The following is a 14,740-nucleotide window of genomic DNA, read 5'->3' on the forward strand; positions in this document are numbered from 1 at the left end:
GTTCCGGCAGGAGTCGGAGCGCCGGGACGTTTAAATACCCGGATCTCGACAACGGGGACGGCGTGTGCCGTGCCCGCGGTATCCGGAACCTCCCTGACGGCGATCCCGGTCCAAAAAGAAGGGAGGGTGTTTTACGCCGGTGCCGGGGCGCTCTCGTAGATCAGCGTCATGTACCGTGCCGCAAAGATGCCCCAGACGGGGTACAGGAAGAGTGAGATCAGCCAGCCGATGACCGGGATCGCGTTCAGCACGGAGGTGACGAGACCAAAGACGAACCCGACAATCCACAGGATGATGAGAGCGATGATGTAGCTCCCCCAGCCGATCTTTCCGATGTGTTCGAGGATGGCGCCGAAGGCAAACGCCTGGCCCATGCTGTCCTTCTGTGCGAACCTGATGGTCCCGATCGCCGAGACCAGCGTGATGAGAATCGCGACGATGAACATGACCAGAAGACCGATGCCTATCGACCCGAGGGCGAGCATGGGGTCCCCGTTATTACCGGCGAAGAACGCCGGTATGAAGAAGATGCCCATGACGATGAAGACCGGGATGGCGTAGATGAAGCCGATGATAAGGAGTTTCAGGCCGTCGATGAAGAGCCCGACCCAGCCCTCAACCTCGGGGGCCGGCTTTACACCGCTGTAAATGCGGACCATATACCCCATGATGACAGGGAATATGATCGTGCTGATGACGAGCAGGATCCACTGAACCCACTTGCCCCAGACGGCGTCTTTTGCATAGCTGAACGAATCGCCCAGCATGTTTCCATAATCCATAGGTAAATCGCCTACGATTTACTTTGAGGCAATATGGTATAAAAGCATTGCTGTAGTTCCTCTGTCCACATCCCTCTTTTGCAGAAACAGAGCGATTATTGCAGGATAATCGATGTGAAGAGTGTTTCTGGGGGAGCCGGAGCGCCGTGGCGTATGATGTGGCCACGAGACCGACGACGGTGATGCGGGTGGGGAGAGGGGGGCCCGCATCACGCCGGTGCGGGAGCGCTCTCGTAGGCCCTGGCGAGGTAGCGGGCGTGGAAGATGCCGAACGCCACCCCGAGGAAGAGGTTGATGATCCACCCGAGGATGGGTATCGAGGCGATGAGGCCGAGCACGACCGCATACACGAGACCGATGAGGAGGAGGACGATGATCGCGACGATCCAGGAACCCCACCCGATCCGCCCGATATGCGAAAAGATCGCACCGAAGTTGAACGCCTGGCCGAGGCTGTCCGTGTGGGCGAATCGCACGACCGCGAAGAGAGAGATGATCGATATGATGATCCCGACGACGACCGCAATCAGGAGCCCGGAGAGGGCGGCGGCGACGGCCGGGGCCCAGGCGTCCGGGTTTGTGGCGCCCTCTGTCGCTATGGCGGAGGCGACCGCAGCCCCCCCGAAGAAGATCACGATCAGGATGACCGGGATCAGGTAGATCAGGTTGATGATGTTCCACTTCCACCCGTCGACGAAGAGCCTGCCCCATCCGTCCACCTCGGGGGCCGGCGTCCTGCCGGAGAGCACCCGGACGATGTAGCCGTTAAAAAGCGGGACCAGAAAGAGCGTGAACGTCTGGATGAGCGAGAGGATGACCAGGAGCACCCACCGTCCCCATTCGCCCCAGAGAGCCTCTTTCGTGTACCTAAGCGACCCGGAGACAAGATTACCGTAGTCCATATCACATACCACCTTCGGCCGTGGAGAGAGGGCGGGGGATATAAGTTTTTGGTAGCGACGGGCCGAAGGGCTGTCATAGAGAGAGCAGTGAAGTCTCACGCGAGGCCGCGAAGAACGCCGCGTTCTTGAGCCGGCTTGCCGTGTCGGTGGCCTTCCGGCTCCGAAACCGGGATCCGGCAGGACTCCCGGACAGTCAGAACTCCTTCCTCAGGTAGACCATATCGACGAGTTGTTCGCCGCAGTCGAAGATCGGGTGGTCGTAATGGTCGATGAAGAAGTTCTTGACGCGATGGGATACGGCAAACCCGCAACGCTCGTAGAACCGGAGACTACGGGGACGGTCTCCCGTGCCGACGACCATGACGCGGCACTTACCCCTGTAGTGTTCGAGGATGTGCTCCACGAGCCGCCTGCCGTAGCCCTGCCCCCGGCACTCTTCGTACGTGGCTATGTTCTTCAGTTCATAGATGCCGTCGCCTTCGCACGTCACCACGCAGACACTCTTCAAGCCGCCGTCGTAGAGGGCAAACAGATCCCCGCGGTCCAGATAGCGGTCGATCATATCCTCCTGCTCGTCCCCGATCAGCAGCAGGTCAAGGAACTGCTTCTTGTTCTCCCGGACTTTTTCAATCTTCATGGCAGACCCGGCAGGTGTGATCGATTCGAACGGGGCTTCCGGCATAAAAAATAGGAGTGGTCCGTGGCCGGCCTTTCAGTGCCGGAAGTGCCGCACGCCGGTGAAGACCATTGCGATGTTGAGCCGGTTCGCCGCATCGATGACCTCCGCATCGCGGATGGAGCCGCCCGGCTGGACGAGCGCCGTCGCGCCTGCCGCCGCCGCGACCTCCAGGGTGTCGGGGAACGGGAGGAAGGCGTCCGAGGCGACCGCCGAGCCGGCAAGGGGCTTCCTGGCCTTCCGGACCGCGATCTCCGCAGACTCGACCCGGTTCATCTGCCCGGCGCCGATCCCGATGACCGCTTTCTCATCGGCAAATATGATGGCGTTGCTCTTCGTGTGCTTGCAGACCTTCAGGGCAAGTTGCATCGCCCGCATCTCGTGGGCGTCGGGCTCCCGCTCGCTCACGACCCGCCAGTCCTCGCGGCAGGGCTCCGTGCGCTGGACCAGGACGCCGCCGTCGATGGTCCGGATCTCGTCCTGCACCACGGGTTTCGGCAGCCGGAGCACCCGCATGTTCTCCTTCGCCTTCATGATCTCGAGCGCTCCTGCGGTATAGGACGGGGCGACCACGACTTCGACGAACGTCCCGACAAACTCCCGGGCGACGTCCTCCGTCACCTCGCGGTTCAGGGCGACGATCGAGCCGTAGGCCGAGACCGGGTCGACATCCCGGGCGGCGATGTAGGTCGGAAGGGGGGCGTCGCCCGTTGCAACGCCGCAGGGGTTGTTGTGCTTGACGATGACCACGGCGCAGTCGTCGAACTCCCTGAGCAGGCCGACCGCGGCGTGGACGTCGAGGTAGTTGTTGTAGGACATCTGCTTGCCCTGGAGCGGCTCTTCTCCCGCGATGCCTGCATCGCCGTAGACCGCCGCCGCCTGGTGCGGGTTCTCGCCGTACCGGAGCGGCCTCCCGTTGCGGAACTGGACCGTGAGGACATCGGGGAACGGGCGGTCGATGCCGGCGAGGTAGTTCGCGATCGCGCCGTCGTAGGCAGCCGTCCGGGCGAACGCCTTTGCGGCAAGGTTCAGCCGCTCTTCGGGGGAGAACCCGCCCCGCCGGACGGCATCCGCCACCGCACCGTAGTCGGCGGGGTCCACCGCGACCGCGACGTACTTATGGTTCTTCGCCGCTGCCCGCACCATCGCCGGGCCGCCGATATCGATGTACTCGATCATCTCTTCAAGCGTTAGCCCCGCGTCCCGCATCGTCTCGAAGGGGTAGAGGTTCACTACCACAAGGTCGATCGGCTCGATGCCGTGCTCCTGCATCACGGCGTCGTCGATGCCGCGGCGCCCGAGGATACCCCCGTGGATCTTCGGGTGGAGGGTCTTTACCCGCCCGTGCATCATCTCGGGAAAGCCGGTATGGGTGGAGACGTCGGTGTACGGGACGCCTGCCTGCGCGAGCGCGGCCCCGGTGCCGCCGGAACTCAGGAGCCGGTAGTCGTGCTCGGCGAGCACCTTTGCAAGATCGACGATGCCTGCTTTATCCCAGACAGACAGCAGTGCCCACTTCATGGTTACACGTGAGCGGGGTAGAGAGATATATATTTGGCGCAGCCTACGAAACCGGCCGCGTTTCACCCCGCCGGGTCCCGGGAGGCGGGAGGGCGGATGCTGTGGGGAGGAAGGCTGCCTTACTCCCGCGGATCCGCATATCGACGGGAGAATACCAGCAGATGAGTGTCCAATCGAAGATTTGGACCGCTACAGGAGCCGGATGCCTGCAGCACCCGTTAATATTATATAGAACCACATTACAATAAATAATCGAACTACTACATTAACATCATTTTGAAGCAGGTTAGGCGTATGAAGGAGGATACATCCGGACCAAACGAGAAACAACAGGATCTCGCTGAATCGGCGGATGCAGCATCTCCGGCGCTTGAAGAGCTGCAGAAGGCATATGGCGACCTTAACAGCCGTTATCTGCGCCTTGCGGCAGATTTCGACAACTACCGGAAGCGGATGGACCGGGAACTCGACGCCCGAACAACGTTCGCCATCGAGGAGTTTGCGGTGGAGTTGCTCGAAGTCATAGACAACTTCGAGCGGGCGGAGAGAGCCGACGGTGCAGCCCTCACGGAAGGGATGGAGCAGATCAAGAAACTCTTCATCACCATCCTCGAGCGGCACGGTATTAAGCCCCTCGAATGCCGGAACCTTCCTTTCGACCCGGGACGGCACGAGGCGATAGCCTACGTCCCTTCGGATGCGGAGGAGGGGACCGTGATCGACGAGGTCGTTCGCGGATACTGTATGCAGGACAAGGTCATCAGATGCGCAAAAGTTGTTGTATCTAGAGGATTGGAGGAATAACACAATGGTTTCAGAAAAAGTTCTGGGTATCGATCTTGGGACAACCAACTCGTGCATGGCAATCATGGAAGGCGGACGGGCGACGGTCATCGCCAACGCCGAAGGCGGCAGGACCACCCCGTCCGTCGTAGCGTTCACCAAGGAGGGCGAGCGGCTGGTCGGCACCGTCGCAAAGCGGCAGGCGATCACCAACCCGGGCCGCACCATCCAGTCGATCAAGCGAAAGATGGGCACGAGCGAGAAGATCGCCATCGGGGACAAGAGTTACACGCCGCAGGAGATCTCCGCGATGATCCTCCAGAAGATGAAGCTGGATGCGGAGGAGTACCTGGGCGAGAAGATCGCGAAAGCCGTCATCACGGTGCCCGCCTACTTCAACGACGCCCAGCGGCAGGCGACGAAGGACGCAGGGACCATCGCCGGCCTCGAGGTGCTCCGGATCATCAACGAGCCGACCGCGAGCGCCCTCGCCTACGGCATCGACAAGGAAGGCGAGTCCACGGTGCTCGTCTACGACCTCGGCGGCGGCACGTTCGATGTCTCGATCCTCCAGCTCGGCGACGGCGTCTTCGAGGTCAAATCGACCGCGGGCAACAACCGCCTCGGCGGGGACGACTTCGATAAACTGGTCGTCGACTACCTGGTCGATGAGTTCAAGAAGAAAGAGGGGGCCGACCTCCGGAAGGACCCGGTCGCCATGCAGCGGCTGCGCGATGCGGCCGAGAACGCGAAGATCGAACTCTCCACCGTCCAGAAGACCAACATCAACCTCCCCTACATCACCACGACGGAGAGCGGTCCCAAGTTCATGGACATCGATCTCTCCCGCGCGAAGTTCGAGCAGCTCATCGGCGACCTCGTCGACTCGACCCTCGGGCCGGTGAAGCAGGCGCTCGCCGACGCCAAACTGAGCCCTGACGGTATCGACCACGTCCTCCTCGTCGGCGGGTCGACCCGGGTGCCGCTCGTGCAGGAGACGGTGAAGAAGATCCTCAAGAAGGAGCCCGACAAGGGCATCAACCCCGACGAGTGCGTCGCTCTCGGCGCCGCCATCCAGGCAGGCGTGCTGACGGGCGAGACGAAAGACGTCCTGCTCCTCGACGTGACGCCGCTCTCGCTCGGCATCGAGACGCTCGGCGGCATCGCGACGAAGCTGATCGAACGCAACACCACCATCCCCACAAGGAAGAGCCAGGTCTTCTCGACCGCCGCCGACGGCCAGACATCGGTCGAGATCCACGTGATGCAGGGCGAACGGGCGCTCGCGAAGGACAACTTCACCCTGGGCCGGTTCCAGCTCACCGGCATCCCGCCGGCACCCCGGGGCATCCCGCAGATCGAGGTCACGTTCGATATCGACGCAAACGGTATCGTCCACGTCTCGGCAAAGGACCTCGGCACCGGCAACGAGCAGTCGATCACCATCAAGCCGCAGGACTCCCGTCCCTCGGAAGCCGAGATCGAGCGGATGATGAGCGACGCGAAGAAGTTCGAGGCGGAAGACCAGAAGAAGCGCGAGGAGATCGATCTCCGGAACACCGCCGACACCGCCATCTTCACCGCCGAGCGTGCGTTAAAGGATGCGAAGGACACAATCGACGCCGCGGACAAAGAGAAGATCGAGGGCGCGATAGCCGACCTCAAGAAGGCGCTCGAGGGCGACGACCTCGAGGCGGTCAAACAGAAGATGGACGCCCTGACCGAAGCGGTATATGCTGTCACGACGAAGATGTACCAGCAGGCGCAGGCCGCCCAGCAGCAGCAGGCGACGGGTGCCGAAAAGAAGGATGATACCGTCGTTGATGCCGATTACGAAGTCAAAGAGTGAGGTCGATGGGTCCGGACAGCTACTATGATACTCTCGGTGTTTCGCGAAACGCCGACGATAAGGAGATCAGGAAAGCCTACCGGGACCTGGCACGAAAATATCACCCCGACGTCTGCAAGGAGCCCGGGGCCGAGGAGAGGTTCAAGAAGATCAACGAGGCCTACAGCGTCCTCTCGGACTCCCAGAAGCGCGCCCAGTACGACCAGCTGGGGCATGACGCCTACAGCAATGCGTCCCGGGGTTCGTACTCCGGCGGGGGAGGGTTCTCCGGCGGGTTCAACGCGGATTTCTCCGGGTTCGGGGACATCTTCGAGACCTTCTTCGGCGGCGCAGGCAGGCAGCGTTCCGGCCCACGCCCCGGGGCCGACCTCCTGATGAAGATGCGCATAACGCTCGAGGAGGCGGCGTTCGGGACCGAGAAGGAGGTCGGCGTCGACCACGTCGAGCCCTGTCCCGCGTGCGAAGGGTCGGGGAGCGAGACGAAGAAGACCACCACCTGCCCGACCTGCGGCGGTAGCGGCCAGATGCGGCAGATGAGCCAGTCCATCTTCGGGAACTTCGTCCGGATGAGCACCTGCACCGCCTGCGGCGGGCGGGGGAAGATACCCGAGACCCGGTGCAAGGCCTGCAACGGCAGCGGGCACCGGCGTGCCCGGCAGACCGTGAAGGTCCGGATCCCGCCGGGCGTGGATACGGGCATGCGCCTCCGGATGGAGGGCTACGGCGACGCCGGGGAGTACGGTGCGCCGAGCGGGGACCTCTACATCGAGATCAGCGTCGCGCCGCACAGGACGTTCACCCGGCGAGGCGACGACCTGGAGACGATCGTCGAGATCACCCCGGCCCAGGCGACGCTGGGCTCCGAGGTCGAGGTCCAGACGATCGACGGGCGCACCGTCGTCCTGGATATCCCGGCCGGCGTGCAGTACAACACCGGGTTAAAGATACCGGGCGAGGGCGTCCGGTGGCAGACCCGGCCCGGCGACATGCTGGTGCGGGTGCGCATCGTCGTGCCCGACCGCCTGACGGAGGAGGAGCGCGAACTCTATGGGCGCCTGCTCGAGATGGAGGGGAAGAAGCCCTCCGCGAAGAAGGGCAAGGGCTTCTTCCAGGACGTCGTCGACAAGGTGAAAGAGTCGGTGAAGTGAGGGGGGGGCCCTCTCGCTTCGGCGGTTCGGTTTTTTTGGGTAACGGTTCCGGTGTGAGCCCGGGTCGTCGCGACTGCTCAACCGGGTATCAGACTTTTTTCTTCAGTTCAGCGAACTGCCGGACGATCCTGGCGTTTTCCTCCCGGATCCTGCTGTTTCCGTCGGAAAGTTTCTGCCCGACCGCATCTGCGATTCGCCCGTGTTGTTCTCTGTAGATGGTATACAGCGTCTCGATGATCGGCGCATAGTCCCCGTCATCCGCTTTTGCGAGCGCGTTCAGGTAGGCCGACCGGTGTTCCAATCCCAGGTAGAGTGTTGGCAGTCCTATCAAAAGTTAAAGGCTGAAAACGCTTATGCTGAGGACGCTGAAAACTACCTTGTGGCAAAGGAGCAGAAGCGCAACAACATGGTAAAAATCGTTAAGACAGAAAAAGCCAAGGGTGTAATTAGAAGATAGGAGTATGACAATGGAAGATATAACAATCCACGAATTTGATTTTGCCCTCATCAATGAATTTTTCACAGAACTTGAACGGCAGGGACCCGGCAGCCCCGAAGAAACCATCAGGGCATTAGGTTTTATCGGCAATCTTTCAAACAAAACAAAAATTGCCGATTTAGGCTGCGGCACAGGCTTTCAAACAATGGTTCTGGCACAAAATACAGAAGCAGCCATCACCGCCCTCGACCTTTGCGCCGGCTCGATTGATAAACTCAATGCAACAGCCGGAAAACTTGGTTTGCAGAACAGGGTGAAAGGTATTGTCGGTTCGATGGATAATCTGCCGTTTCAGAACGAGGAGTTCGATCTTATATGGTCTGAGGGGGCTATTGCCAGTATAGGTTTTGAAAAAGGCTTGAATCACTGGAAACGCTTCCTCAAAAAAGATGGTTATATTGCCGTAACCTATGAGTCATGGTATACCGATGAACGCCCCGCTGAGATTGAGAAGTGGTGGTTGGACGCAGTTCCTGAAATTGGCACGATAGCACATAATATTTCCATCATGCAAAAAGCAGGTTACATTCCTGTTGCCGCATTTACGCTGCCTGAAAGTTGCTGGATAGACAATTATTTTGTTCCGCAAAAAGCAAGGCAAGAGGAATTCTTGAAACAACATGCGGGAAATAAAACCGTTGAGGATATGATTGCGTTTATGAGGCACGAGGCGGACCTGTATTCAAAATACAAACAGTATTATGGATACGTATTTTATATCGGGAAAAAGATGTAAAGTTGTTTCCGGGAGTCCGAGAATTCGCCGGATTTCAAGTCCCGGCCAACCAGATCTGCAAGGCTCTCGACCCCTATAGCATCCAGTCGCTCGAAGCCTGGCGGCTTCTCATGCTCCGGAAGTTTTCCGTCGCTGCTCGAAAACGCTTCGCGTTTTCTCATGCTCCTGCCGTTCCGGCAGTCGCATCCCCCATCCCCCCGCTTTATCGCCCCGCGGGGCCAATATCATAAGAATGAAGCTGCTCTTCGAACTCTCCGGCGAGCACCCCGACCTCCCGGTCGCGGAGCTGGAGTGCGTGGGCACCGTCCTCGACCGGCGGACTCAGGTCGCGGTCGCCGAGTGCCCGGAACCGGAGGCCGCCGGGCGGCTTGCCCTGACGCACGTGGTGATGGAGTACCTCGGGGAGTGCGAGGCAACCAGGGCGGCGTTTGCGGATCTCCTCCGCGACCTTGCCATCCGGACAGAGAAGCCGTTTGCCGGCCGGGTGAAGACGGTCCAGGGGAGCCGGATGGATGCCGCGCACCTCGACCTGGAACGGCTGATCGGGACCCTGATCGCCGGCCCGGTCTCGCTCCGTGACCCAATCGAAGAGTACCGTGCCGTCGTCTCGGAGGACCGCTGCTACTTCGGCCGGGTCATCCTCCGGATCGACCGGGGGGCGTTCGAGGCGCGGAACCCCATGCGCCGGCCGTTCTTCCACCCCGGCGTGATGATGCCCCGGATGGGCCGGGCGCTCGTCAACATCTCCCTTGTTGCACCCGGGGAGATGGTCTTCGACCCCTTCTGCGGCACCGGCGGGATCCTCCTCGAGGCCCGTGAGATCGGGGTCCGGATCCTCGGGAGCGACTTCGACCCCGCGATGGTCGCCGGCTACCGGCAGAACCTCCCCGGGTCGGACGTGGTGATCGCCGACGCCACGGCGGTCCCGGTCTGCGACGGCGCTCTCGACGCGGTCGTGACCGATCTCCCCTACGGCCAATCGGTCCGGATCAGGGCGGAGAGCATGGACCGGCTCTACGACGGATCGCTCGCGGAGATCCGGCGCATCCTCCGGCCGGGGAGGCGCGCGGTCGTCGTCACGCACCGCGACATCACGGCAATCGCCGCCCGCCACTTCACCGTCCTGCAGGAACACGAGCAGCGGGTGCACAAGAGCCTGACCCGCCGGATCCTGGTGCTCGGGTGACGGTGCAGACCCCGGATTTATGAGGGGTCCCGCTGAATTTTATATGTGGAAGTAAATTTTAAGCGATACGGCCTCTATCTCGTCCGGTGGCAGCTCTCGACGCCGCTCCTCGCCGGCGTGCTCTACCTGCTCGCGGGCCTCGGAGCGCTGGCCGCCACCATCATCGCAAACCTGATCGGCGGCCTGATCTTCTTCTGGGTCGACCGGTTCATCTTCACCTCCGAGACGCTCGCCGCCCAGTGGGAGGTCAAAGAGGAGGTCCGGTGCGTGGACTGCGGCATGGTCGCCCGGGGCTACCGCCTCGTCCGGGCGAAGAATTACGACAGGTCCGACGACCCGGCGCCCGAGTTCCGTTGCGAGACGTGCTCGAAGAAGAAGTCGGAAGAACTCAAGAAGCGGGGCGTCAGGCACTGATCCGGCGGGCTTGCAGGGCCTGCAGGCCATACCTCCCCCTCAGAAGAACCCCGTCCCGACCGCCATAAGCGCCAGCGTCACGCACGCCCCCACCTGAACCGCCACGTTGTCGTCGAGCGGGAAGCAGGCCTCGATGACGCCGGCGACCCCCGCCACAACCGCGGCCGCCCACCAGGGGATCAGAAAGGAGAGGGCAAGCGCGGCCGCCACCGCCCCGGCAACCGTCCCCTCGAGCGATTTGCTGCCGACGAGGGTGTGCCGCCCAAAGCGCAGCCCGACAACGGTCGCGACGCTGTCGAGCACCCCGACCGTGACGAGGCCGACCGCGGTATACTCGCGGCCGAAGACCGCGAGGCAGAAGAGCGCCCCGGCGGCGTAGGCGATCCCGCCCTTGAGCGGCACCTTCCCGGTGCGCTCCGACTCGTCCATCACCCGCGAGAGGACCGGGACGTCGTAGCCGCGGGTGAAGGCGTCGCAGACGAGGAACTGGAGGACGAGCGCGGCGCTCACGAAGATGAACGCCCAACGGTCGTCCAGGCGGAGGATCACCGCCGCCCCGAGGACACCCATGAGCAGGTGGACCGTCTGGCGGAACGTCTCGCCCATCACACCGGAATGGCGGCCCCGAGTGATAAAGCATCGTACGGGCGCTCCTCCACGATGAGTGCCGGTCGAATGCCCGGGGAGCAGTCACCTTAAAGTAGTCTCCTTCCATCCAACACCCCTGAGGGAGAAGAAGATGGCAGAGATACGAAAGTATGTCAACCCCCCCGCCGCCGAAGTGATATGCGAGTTCCGGTTTCCCGAGGACATCCCCTGGGACCTGACCTACCCCGGCATCCTGTACGGTCACCTGAAGGATGCCTACCCGAAGAGAGACCAGCGCTACGTGCGCGAGGTGGTCATGCTCCTCGGCCCGGAGGGGCTCCGCGAGGAGCTCCTGGTCGGCGAACGGTCGGTCTTCCTCGCCGAGGACGAGGGCTGTGCGGTCCAGGTCGGGCCCCGCCTCCTCTCGGTGAGCTGCCAGAAGCCGTACGTCCACTGGGAGGCCTTCTCGGAGCGGATCCACGGTGCGTTCGACCGGTTCCGGGAGGTCATCAGCGCCGATGCCATCGGCACCATGAACCTCCGCTACGTCAACCTCATCGAGATCCCCGAAGCTGAAGTGACGCTCTCGGACTACTTTGCTTTCTACCCCACCCTCCCGCCGGAACTCCCGCGGGTGCCGGCGGGGTTCATCACCGGGTGCGAGTTCGCGTTCCACGACAACCGCGACAACTGCCGGGTGGAACTTACCGACGCCGTGCCGGAGTCGACGGAGAACAACGCGTTCCTCTTGAACATCGACTACTTCCTGTCGGAGGAGAAGAGCATCCCGATCGATGGGGTGGCCGACTGGCTGGAGATCGCCCACACCCACGTGCGGGATATCTTCGAGGCCTGCATCAAGGACACTCTCCGCGACCTCTTCACCATCCGGGAGGAGACGACGGTGGCGGCACGGTGAGGCGGGGTCTCGCATGGGCGACGGCTACCGTCCGCGCCGGTACAGGACTATGGCCGGAGAGCCGAACCGTCCGATCCGGGGAGATGACGGATGATCCAGACACGGGGAAGCGGCATACTCCTGCATATCACGTCCCTGCCGTCGGTGTACGGCATCGGGGACTTCGGCCCGTCGGCGTACCGGTTCGTCGAGGCGCTTGAGCGGGCCCGGCAGCACTACTGGCAGATCCTGCCGCTCAACCCGACACAGACCGGGTACGCAAACTCTCCTTATTCCAGCCCGTCGGCGTTTGCCATGAACACGCTCCTTATCAGCCCGGAGATGCTCGTCCGGGAGGGGGTCCTCAGGAAGGACGACCTGGAGCCGGCGCCCGACTTTCCGGAGGAGCGGGTGGCGTACGAGGCGGCCGTCTGGTACCGGGAACGGCTCTTTTCGCTTGCTTACGAGCGATTTCGTCACTCCGGGCCGGAGCGCGGGTATGAAACCTTCTGCGACGCGAGCGGGTGGTGGCTGGACGACCACGCGCTCTTCGTCGCGCTCAAAGACCGCTTCCACGGGCAGGAGTGGAGAGAGTGGCCGGAGGAGGTCCGGACCCGGCAGCCGGAGGCTCTCGACGAGATGCGCCGGAGCCTCGCCGATAAGGTCCTGAAGGAGCAGTACCTCCAGTACCTTGCCGCCCGGCAGTGGTCGGCCCTCCGCCGCTACTGCACCGGGCGGGGCATCCAGGTCATCGGCGACATCCCGATCTACGTCGCATACGACAGCGTCGACGTCTGGGCAAACCCCGGGATCTTCAAACTGGACGAAGACCTCCGCCCCACCGTGGTGGCGGGGGTGCCTCCCGATATGTTCAGCAAAACCGGGCAGCTCTGGGGGAACCCGGTCTACGACTGGCCCGTGCTCCGGGAACGGGGTTACGACTGGTGGACGAGCCGGATCGCCCGGTCCGGCGAGCTCTACGACCTCTTCCGGATCGACCACTTCCGGGCGTTCGCCGACTACTACGAGGTCCCCGCGGGCGATGCGACGGCCGAGCACGGCACCTGGGTCGACGGGCCGGGAGCGGAGTTCTTCGAGGCGCTCTCCCGGCGGTTCCCCTGCTTCGCCATCGTCGCCGAGGACCTGGGGGCGAACACCCCGGCGGTCCAGGGGCTTCTCGACCGGTTCGGGTTCCCGGGGATGAAGATCCTGCTCTTCGCGTTCGGGGAGGGGATCGCAAGAACCCCCCATATCCCCCACAACTACGACCCTAACCTCCTCTGCTACACGGGAACGCACGACAACAACACGGCGAGGGGGTGGTTTGAGGAGGAGGCGTCGGAGGAGGATAAGGAGAGGTTCTTCGCCTACGTCGGGCGGGAGGTGGCGGCGGGCGAGGTCCACCGGGAACTCGTCCTTCTCGCGATGAGATCGGTTGCCCGGGCATGCATCATCCCCATGCAGGATCTCCTCGGCCTCGGCGCCGCGGCGCGGATGAACTATCCCTCGACCACCGACGGGAACTGGGAGTGGCGGATGACGCCGGGGGAGCTTGCCGGTGCCCCGTTCGACTGGCTCGCGAGGCTCACGGAACTCTCCGGGCGGGGATGAATCAGTACCTGGCGGTCAGGACCTCGAGTTCTTCCCTGACGGTCCGGCGGACCATCTCCTCGATGGCGGTGTAGTCCCGCTTCGCTTTCTCGTGCTTTCCGATCATCTCTTCCATCTGCATGATCCCGAGGGAGAGGTTCTTCCCGTACTTCAGGGCGACCTCCAGCGCCCCCTCGTCGATCCTGACGACTCTCGACATATAAGGATGTTTTCCGGGCCCGGATTTAACTGTTACAGTTTTGTTACAGGGGAGTGGCGGTTGTTACAAAAATGTAACAATGCCGGAGAGGATGTAACATTTGTGTTACAGAAGCGATCGCCAGGACCTCCGGGCGGGGATCCCGGGAACCCGCAGATGCGAAATCCCCGGCTACTTCACCCCTGCCTGCCGGGCCACGCCCCGGGCGGCCGCTGCGACTTCCTCCGGGTCACCGAGGTAATAGTGCTTCACGGCCTTCAGATCCCCGTCCAGTTCGTAGACGAGCGGGTAGCCGGTGGGGATGTTCAAGCCCGCGATCTCGTCGTCCGGGACCCCGTCCAGGTGTTTGACCAGGGCCCGGAGACTGTTTCCGTGGGCGGATACCAGGACGGGTTTGCCCTGGCGGAGATCTGCTGTGATGTGACTCTCCCAGTAGGGGAGCACCCGCTCGAGCGTGTCGTGCAGGGATTCGGTCGCGGGTAGGCTCTCCGGGTCCAGGTCCGCGTAGCGGGGGTCGAACCGCGGGTGTCCCGGATCGTCCCGCGAGAGCGGCGGCGGCCGCACGTCATATGCCCGGCGCCAGAGGTGCACCTGCTCCGCGCCGTATTTCGCGGCGGTCTCCTGTTTGTTCAGGCCCTGCAGGGCGCCGTAACTCTTCTCGTTCAGCCGCCACGACCTGTGCACCGGGACGTACATGAGGTCGAGGTCGTCCATGACGATCCAGAGCGTCCGGATGGCCCGCTTCAGGACGGAGGTGTAGGCGACGCGGAACGTAAACCCGCCGTCGCTGAGGAGTTGGGCCGCCCGGTGGGCCTCTTCTATGCCGCGGGGCGAGAGATCCACATCGGTCCAGCCCGTGAACCGGTTCTCCCTGTTCCAGAGGCTCTCCCCGTGCCGCAAAAGGATCAACGCTACCATCGCACTCGTCTCCCGTACCCGGTATGGTCC

Annotated in this window: 17 protein-coding genes; 8 read left to right on the forward strand and 9 right to left on the reverse strand. The window is 62.6% G+C overall.

Features of this window, described 5'->3' with window-relative positions; translation table 11 throughout:
- Positions 1 to 131: 131 nt before the first annotated feature.
- The 4 genes from DIC75_RS10475 to purH form a co-directional block, all read right to left on the reverse strand.
- Positions 132 to 782, reverse strand: coding sequence for a DUF4013 domain-containing protein (locus DIC75_RS10475; RefSeq protein ID WP_250987986.1), 651 nt, complete (start codon positions 780 to 782; stop codon positions 132 to 134).
- Positions 783 to 991: 209 nt separating this feature from the next.
- The gene (locus DIC75_RS10480) at positions 992 to 1,696 is read right to left on the reverse strand and encodes a DUF4013 domain-containing protein (protein ID WP_250987987.1); all 705 of its coding nucleotides are present in this window, start codon (positions 1,694 to 1,696) and stop codon (positions 992 to 994) included.
- A 181-nt stretch (positions 1,697 to 1,877) separates the two neighbouring features.
- Complete coding sequence (locus DIC75_RS10485) at positions 1,878 to 2,321, reverse strand: GNAT family N-acetyltransferase (protein WP_250987988.1); 444 nt, start codon at positions 2,319 to 2,321, stop codon at positions 1,878 to 1,880.
- A 75-nt stretch (positions 2,322 to 2,396) separates the two neighbouring features.
- Complete coding sequence (gene purH, locus DIC75_RS10490) at positions 2,397 to 3,881, reverse strand: bifunctional phosphoribosylaminoimidazolecarboxamide formyltransferase/IMP cyclohydrolase (RefSeq protein WP_250987989.1); 1,485 nt, start codon at positions 3,879 to 3,881, stop codon at positions 2,397 to 2,399.
- Between the two features lie 294 nt (positions 3,882 to 4,175).
- On the opposite strand from purH, the gene DIC75_RS10495 reads away from it, so the two are divergent.
- From DIC75_RS10495 to dnaJ, 3 genes are read left to right on the forward strand one after another with little or no spacing between them, the layout of a single operon-like run.
- On the forward strand, positions 4,176 to 4,685 hold the full coding sequence (locus DIC75_RS10495; RefSeq protein WP_250987990.1) for a nucleotide exchange factor GrpE: 510 nt from the start codon (positions 4,176 to 4,178) through the stop codon (positions 4,683 to 4,685).
- Between the two features lie 4 nt (positions 4,686 to 4,689).
- Positions 4,690 to 6,513, forward strand: coding sequence for a molecular chaperone DnaK (gene dnaK / locus DIC75_RS10500; RefSeq protein ID WP_250987991.1), 1,824 nt, complete (start codon positions 4,690 to 4,692; stop codon positions 6,511 to 6,513).
- Between the two features lie 5 nt (positions 6,514 to 6,518).
- On the forward strand, positions 6,519 to 7,661 hold the full coding sequence (dnaJ, locus tag DIC75_RS10505) for a molecular chaperone DnaJ (protein WP_250987992.1): 1,143 nt from the start codon (positions 6,519 to 6,521) through the stop codon (positions 7,659 to 7,661).
- 88 nt (positions 7,662 to 7,749) lie between these two features.
- Here the strand turns inward: dnaJ and DIC75_RS10510 are convergent, their stop codons facing one another.
- Complete coding sequence (locus DIC75_RS10510) at positions 7,750 to 7,962, reverse strand: hypothetical protein (protein ID WP_250987993.1); 213 nt, start codon at positions 7,960 to 7,962, stop codon at positions 7,750 to 7,752.
- 166 nt (positions 7,963 to 8,128) lie between these two features.
- Here DIC75_RS10510 and DIC75_RS10515 point away from each other — a divergent pair, with 166 nt between their 5' ends.
- A complete protein-coding gene (locus tag DIC75_RS10515; RefSeq protein WP_250987994.1) occupies positions 8,129 to 8,896 on the forward strand; it encodes a class I SAM-dependent methyltransferase in 768 nt (255 codons plus the stop codon).
- Here the strand turns inward: DIC75_RS10515 and DIC75_RS10520 are convergent.
- Complete coding sequence (locus DIC75_RS10520) at positions 8,875 to 9,057, reverse strand: hypothetical protein (RefSeq protein ID WP_250987995.1); 183 nt, start codon at positions 9,055 to 9,057, stop codon at positions 8,875 to 8,877. The genes DIC75_RS10515 and DIC75_RS10520 overlap by 22 nt on opposite strands.
- A 71-nt stretch (positions 9,058 to 9,128) precedes the next feature.
- Between DIC75_RS10520 and DIC75_RS10525 the strand changes: the two genes are divergently transcribed.
- Both DIC75_RS10525 and DIC75_RS10530 read left to right on the forward strand, forming a co-directional pair.
- Entirely contained in the window at positions 9,129 to 10,082 is a 954-nt protein-coding gene (locus DIC75_RS10525) for a methyltransferase domain-containing protein (protein ID WP_250987996.1), read from the forward strand.
- A gap of 45 nt (positions 10,083 to 10,127) precedes the next feature.
- A complete protein-coding gene (locus DIC75_RS10530; protein ID WP_250987997.1) occupies positions 10,128 to 10,496 on the forward strand; it encodes a hypothetical protein in 369 nt (122 codons plus the stop codon).
- Positions 10,497 to 10,535: 39 nt separating this feature from the next.
- Here DIC75_RS10530 and DIC75_RS10535 read toward each other — a convergent pair whose 3' ends face one another.
- Entirely contained in the window at positions 10,536 to 11,102 is a 567-nt protein-coding gene (locus tag DIC75_RS10535; protein WP_250987998.1) for a diacylglycerol/polyprenol kinase family protein, read from the reverse strand.
- 133 nt (positions 11,103 to 11,235) lie between these two features.
- Between DIC75_RS10535 and DIC75_RS10540 the strand changes: the two genes are divergently transcribed.
- Both DIC75_RS10540 and malQ read left to right on the forward strand, forming a co-directional pair.
- Positions 11,236 to 12,003 carry a TIGR04255 family protein gene (locus tag DIC75_RS10540; protein ID WP_250987999.1) on the forward strand — a complete coding sequence of 256 codons (768 nt, stop codon included), beginning with the start codon at positions 11,236 to 11,238 and terminating at the stop codon, positions 12,001 to 12,003.
- Between the two features lie 90 nt (positions 12,004 to 12,093).
- On the forward strand, positions 12,094 to 13,593 hold the full coding sequence (gene malQ / locus DIC75_RS10545) for a 4-alpha-glucanotransferase (protein ID WP_250988000.1): 1,500 nt from the start codon (positions 12,094 to 12,096) through the stop codon (positions 13,591 to 13,593).
- A 1-nt stretch (position 13,594) separates the two neighbouring features.
- Here the strand turns inward: malQ and DIC75_RS10550 are convergent, their stop codons facing one another.
- Both DIC75_RS10550 and gpmA read right to left on the reverse strand, forming a co-directional pair.
- A complete protein-coding gene (locus tag DIC75_RS10550; protein WP_250988001.1) occupies positions 13,595 to 13,792 on the reverse strand; it encodes a hypothetical protein in 198 nt (65 codons plus the stop codon).
- 171 nt (positions 13,793 to 13,963) lie between these two features.
- Entirely contained in the window at positions 13,964 to 14,710 is a 747-nt protein-coding gene (gene gpmA / locus DIC75_RS10555) for a 2,3-diphosphoglycerate-dependent phosphoglycerate mutase (protein WP_250988002.1), read from the reverse strand.
- Positions 14,711 to 14,740 lie beyond the last annotated feature (30 nt).

It is taken from the genome of Methanoculleus oceani (assembly GCF_023702065.1).
In the GTDB taxonomy this organism is placed as follows: Archaea; Halobacteriota; Methanomicrobia; order Methanomicrobiales; family Methanoculleaceae; genus Methanoculleus; species Methanoculleus oceani.

What these genes read in the sequence shown, in the direction of transcription:
- DIC75_RS10475 (WP_250987986.1), bottom strand. Translation starts at nt 782, where the DNA reads ATGGATTATGGAAACATGCTGGGCGATTCGTTCAGCTATGCAAAAGAC.
- purH (WP_250987989.1), bottom strand. Translation starts at nt 3,881, where the DNA reads ATGAAGTGGGCACTGCTGTCTGTCTGGGATAAAGCAGGCATCGTCGAT.
- malQ (WP_250988000.1), top strand. Translation starts at nt 12,094, where the DNA reads ATGATCCAGACACGGGGAAGCGGCATACTCCTGCATATCACGTCCCTG.
- DIC75_RS10540 (WP_250987999.1), top strand. Translation starts at nt 11,236, where the DNA reads ATGGCAGAGATACGAAAGTATGTCAACCCCCCCGCCGCCGAAGTGATA.
- DIC75_RS10525 (WP_250987996.1), top strand. Translation starts at nt 9,129, where the DNA reads ATGAAGCTGCTCTTCGAACTCTCCGGCGAGCACCCCGACCTCCCGGTC.
- DIC75_RS10515 (WP_250987994.1), top strand. Translation starts at nt 8,129, where the DNA reads ATGGAAGATATAACAATCCACGAATTTGATTTTGCCCTCATCAATGAA.
- gpmA (WP_250988002.1), bottom strand. Translation starts at nt 14,710, where the DNA reads ATGGTAGCGTTGATCCTTTTGCGGCACGGGGAGAGCCTCTGGAACAGG.
- DIC75_RS10485 (WP_250987988.1), bottom strand. Translation starts at nt 2,321, where the DNA reads ATGAAGATTGAAAAAGTCCGGGAGAACAAGAAGCAGTTCCTTGACCTG.
- DIC75_RS10535 (WP_250987998.1), bottom strand. Translation starts at nt 11,102, where the DNA reads ATGGGCGAGACGTTCCGCCAGACGGTCCACCTGCTCATGGGTGTCCTC.
- DIC75_RS10495 (WP_250987990.1), top strand. Translation starts at nt 4,176, where the DNA reads ATGAAGGAGGATACATCCGGACCAAACGAGAAACAACAGGATCTCGCT.
- dnaJ (WP_250987992.1), top strand. Translation starts at nt 6,519, where the DNA reads ATGGGTCCGGACAGCTACTATGATACTCTCGGTGTTTCGCGAAACGCC.
- dnaK (WP_250987991.1), top strand. Translation starts at nt 4,690, where the DNA reads ATGGTTTCAGAAAAAGTTCTGGGTATCGATCTTGGGACAACCAACTCG.
- DIC75_RS10520 (WP_250987995.1), bottom strand. Translation starts at nt 9,057, where the DNA reads ATGAGAAAACGCGAAGCGTTTTCGAGCAGCGACGGAAAACTTCCGGAG.
- DIC75_RS10550 (WP_250988001.1), bottom strand. Translation starts at nt 13,792, where the DNA reads ATGTCGAGAGTCGTCAGGATCGACGAGGGGGCGCTGGAGGTCGCCCTG.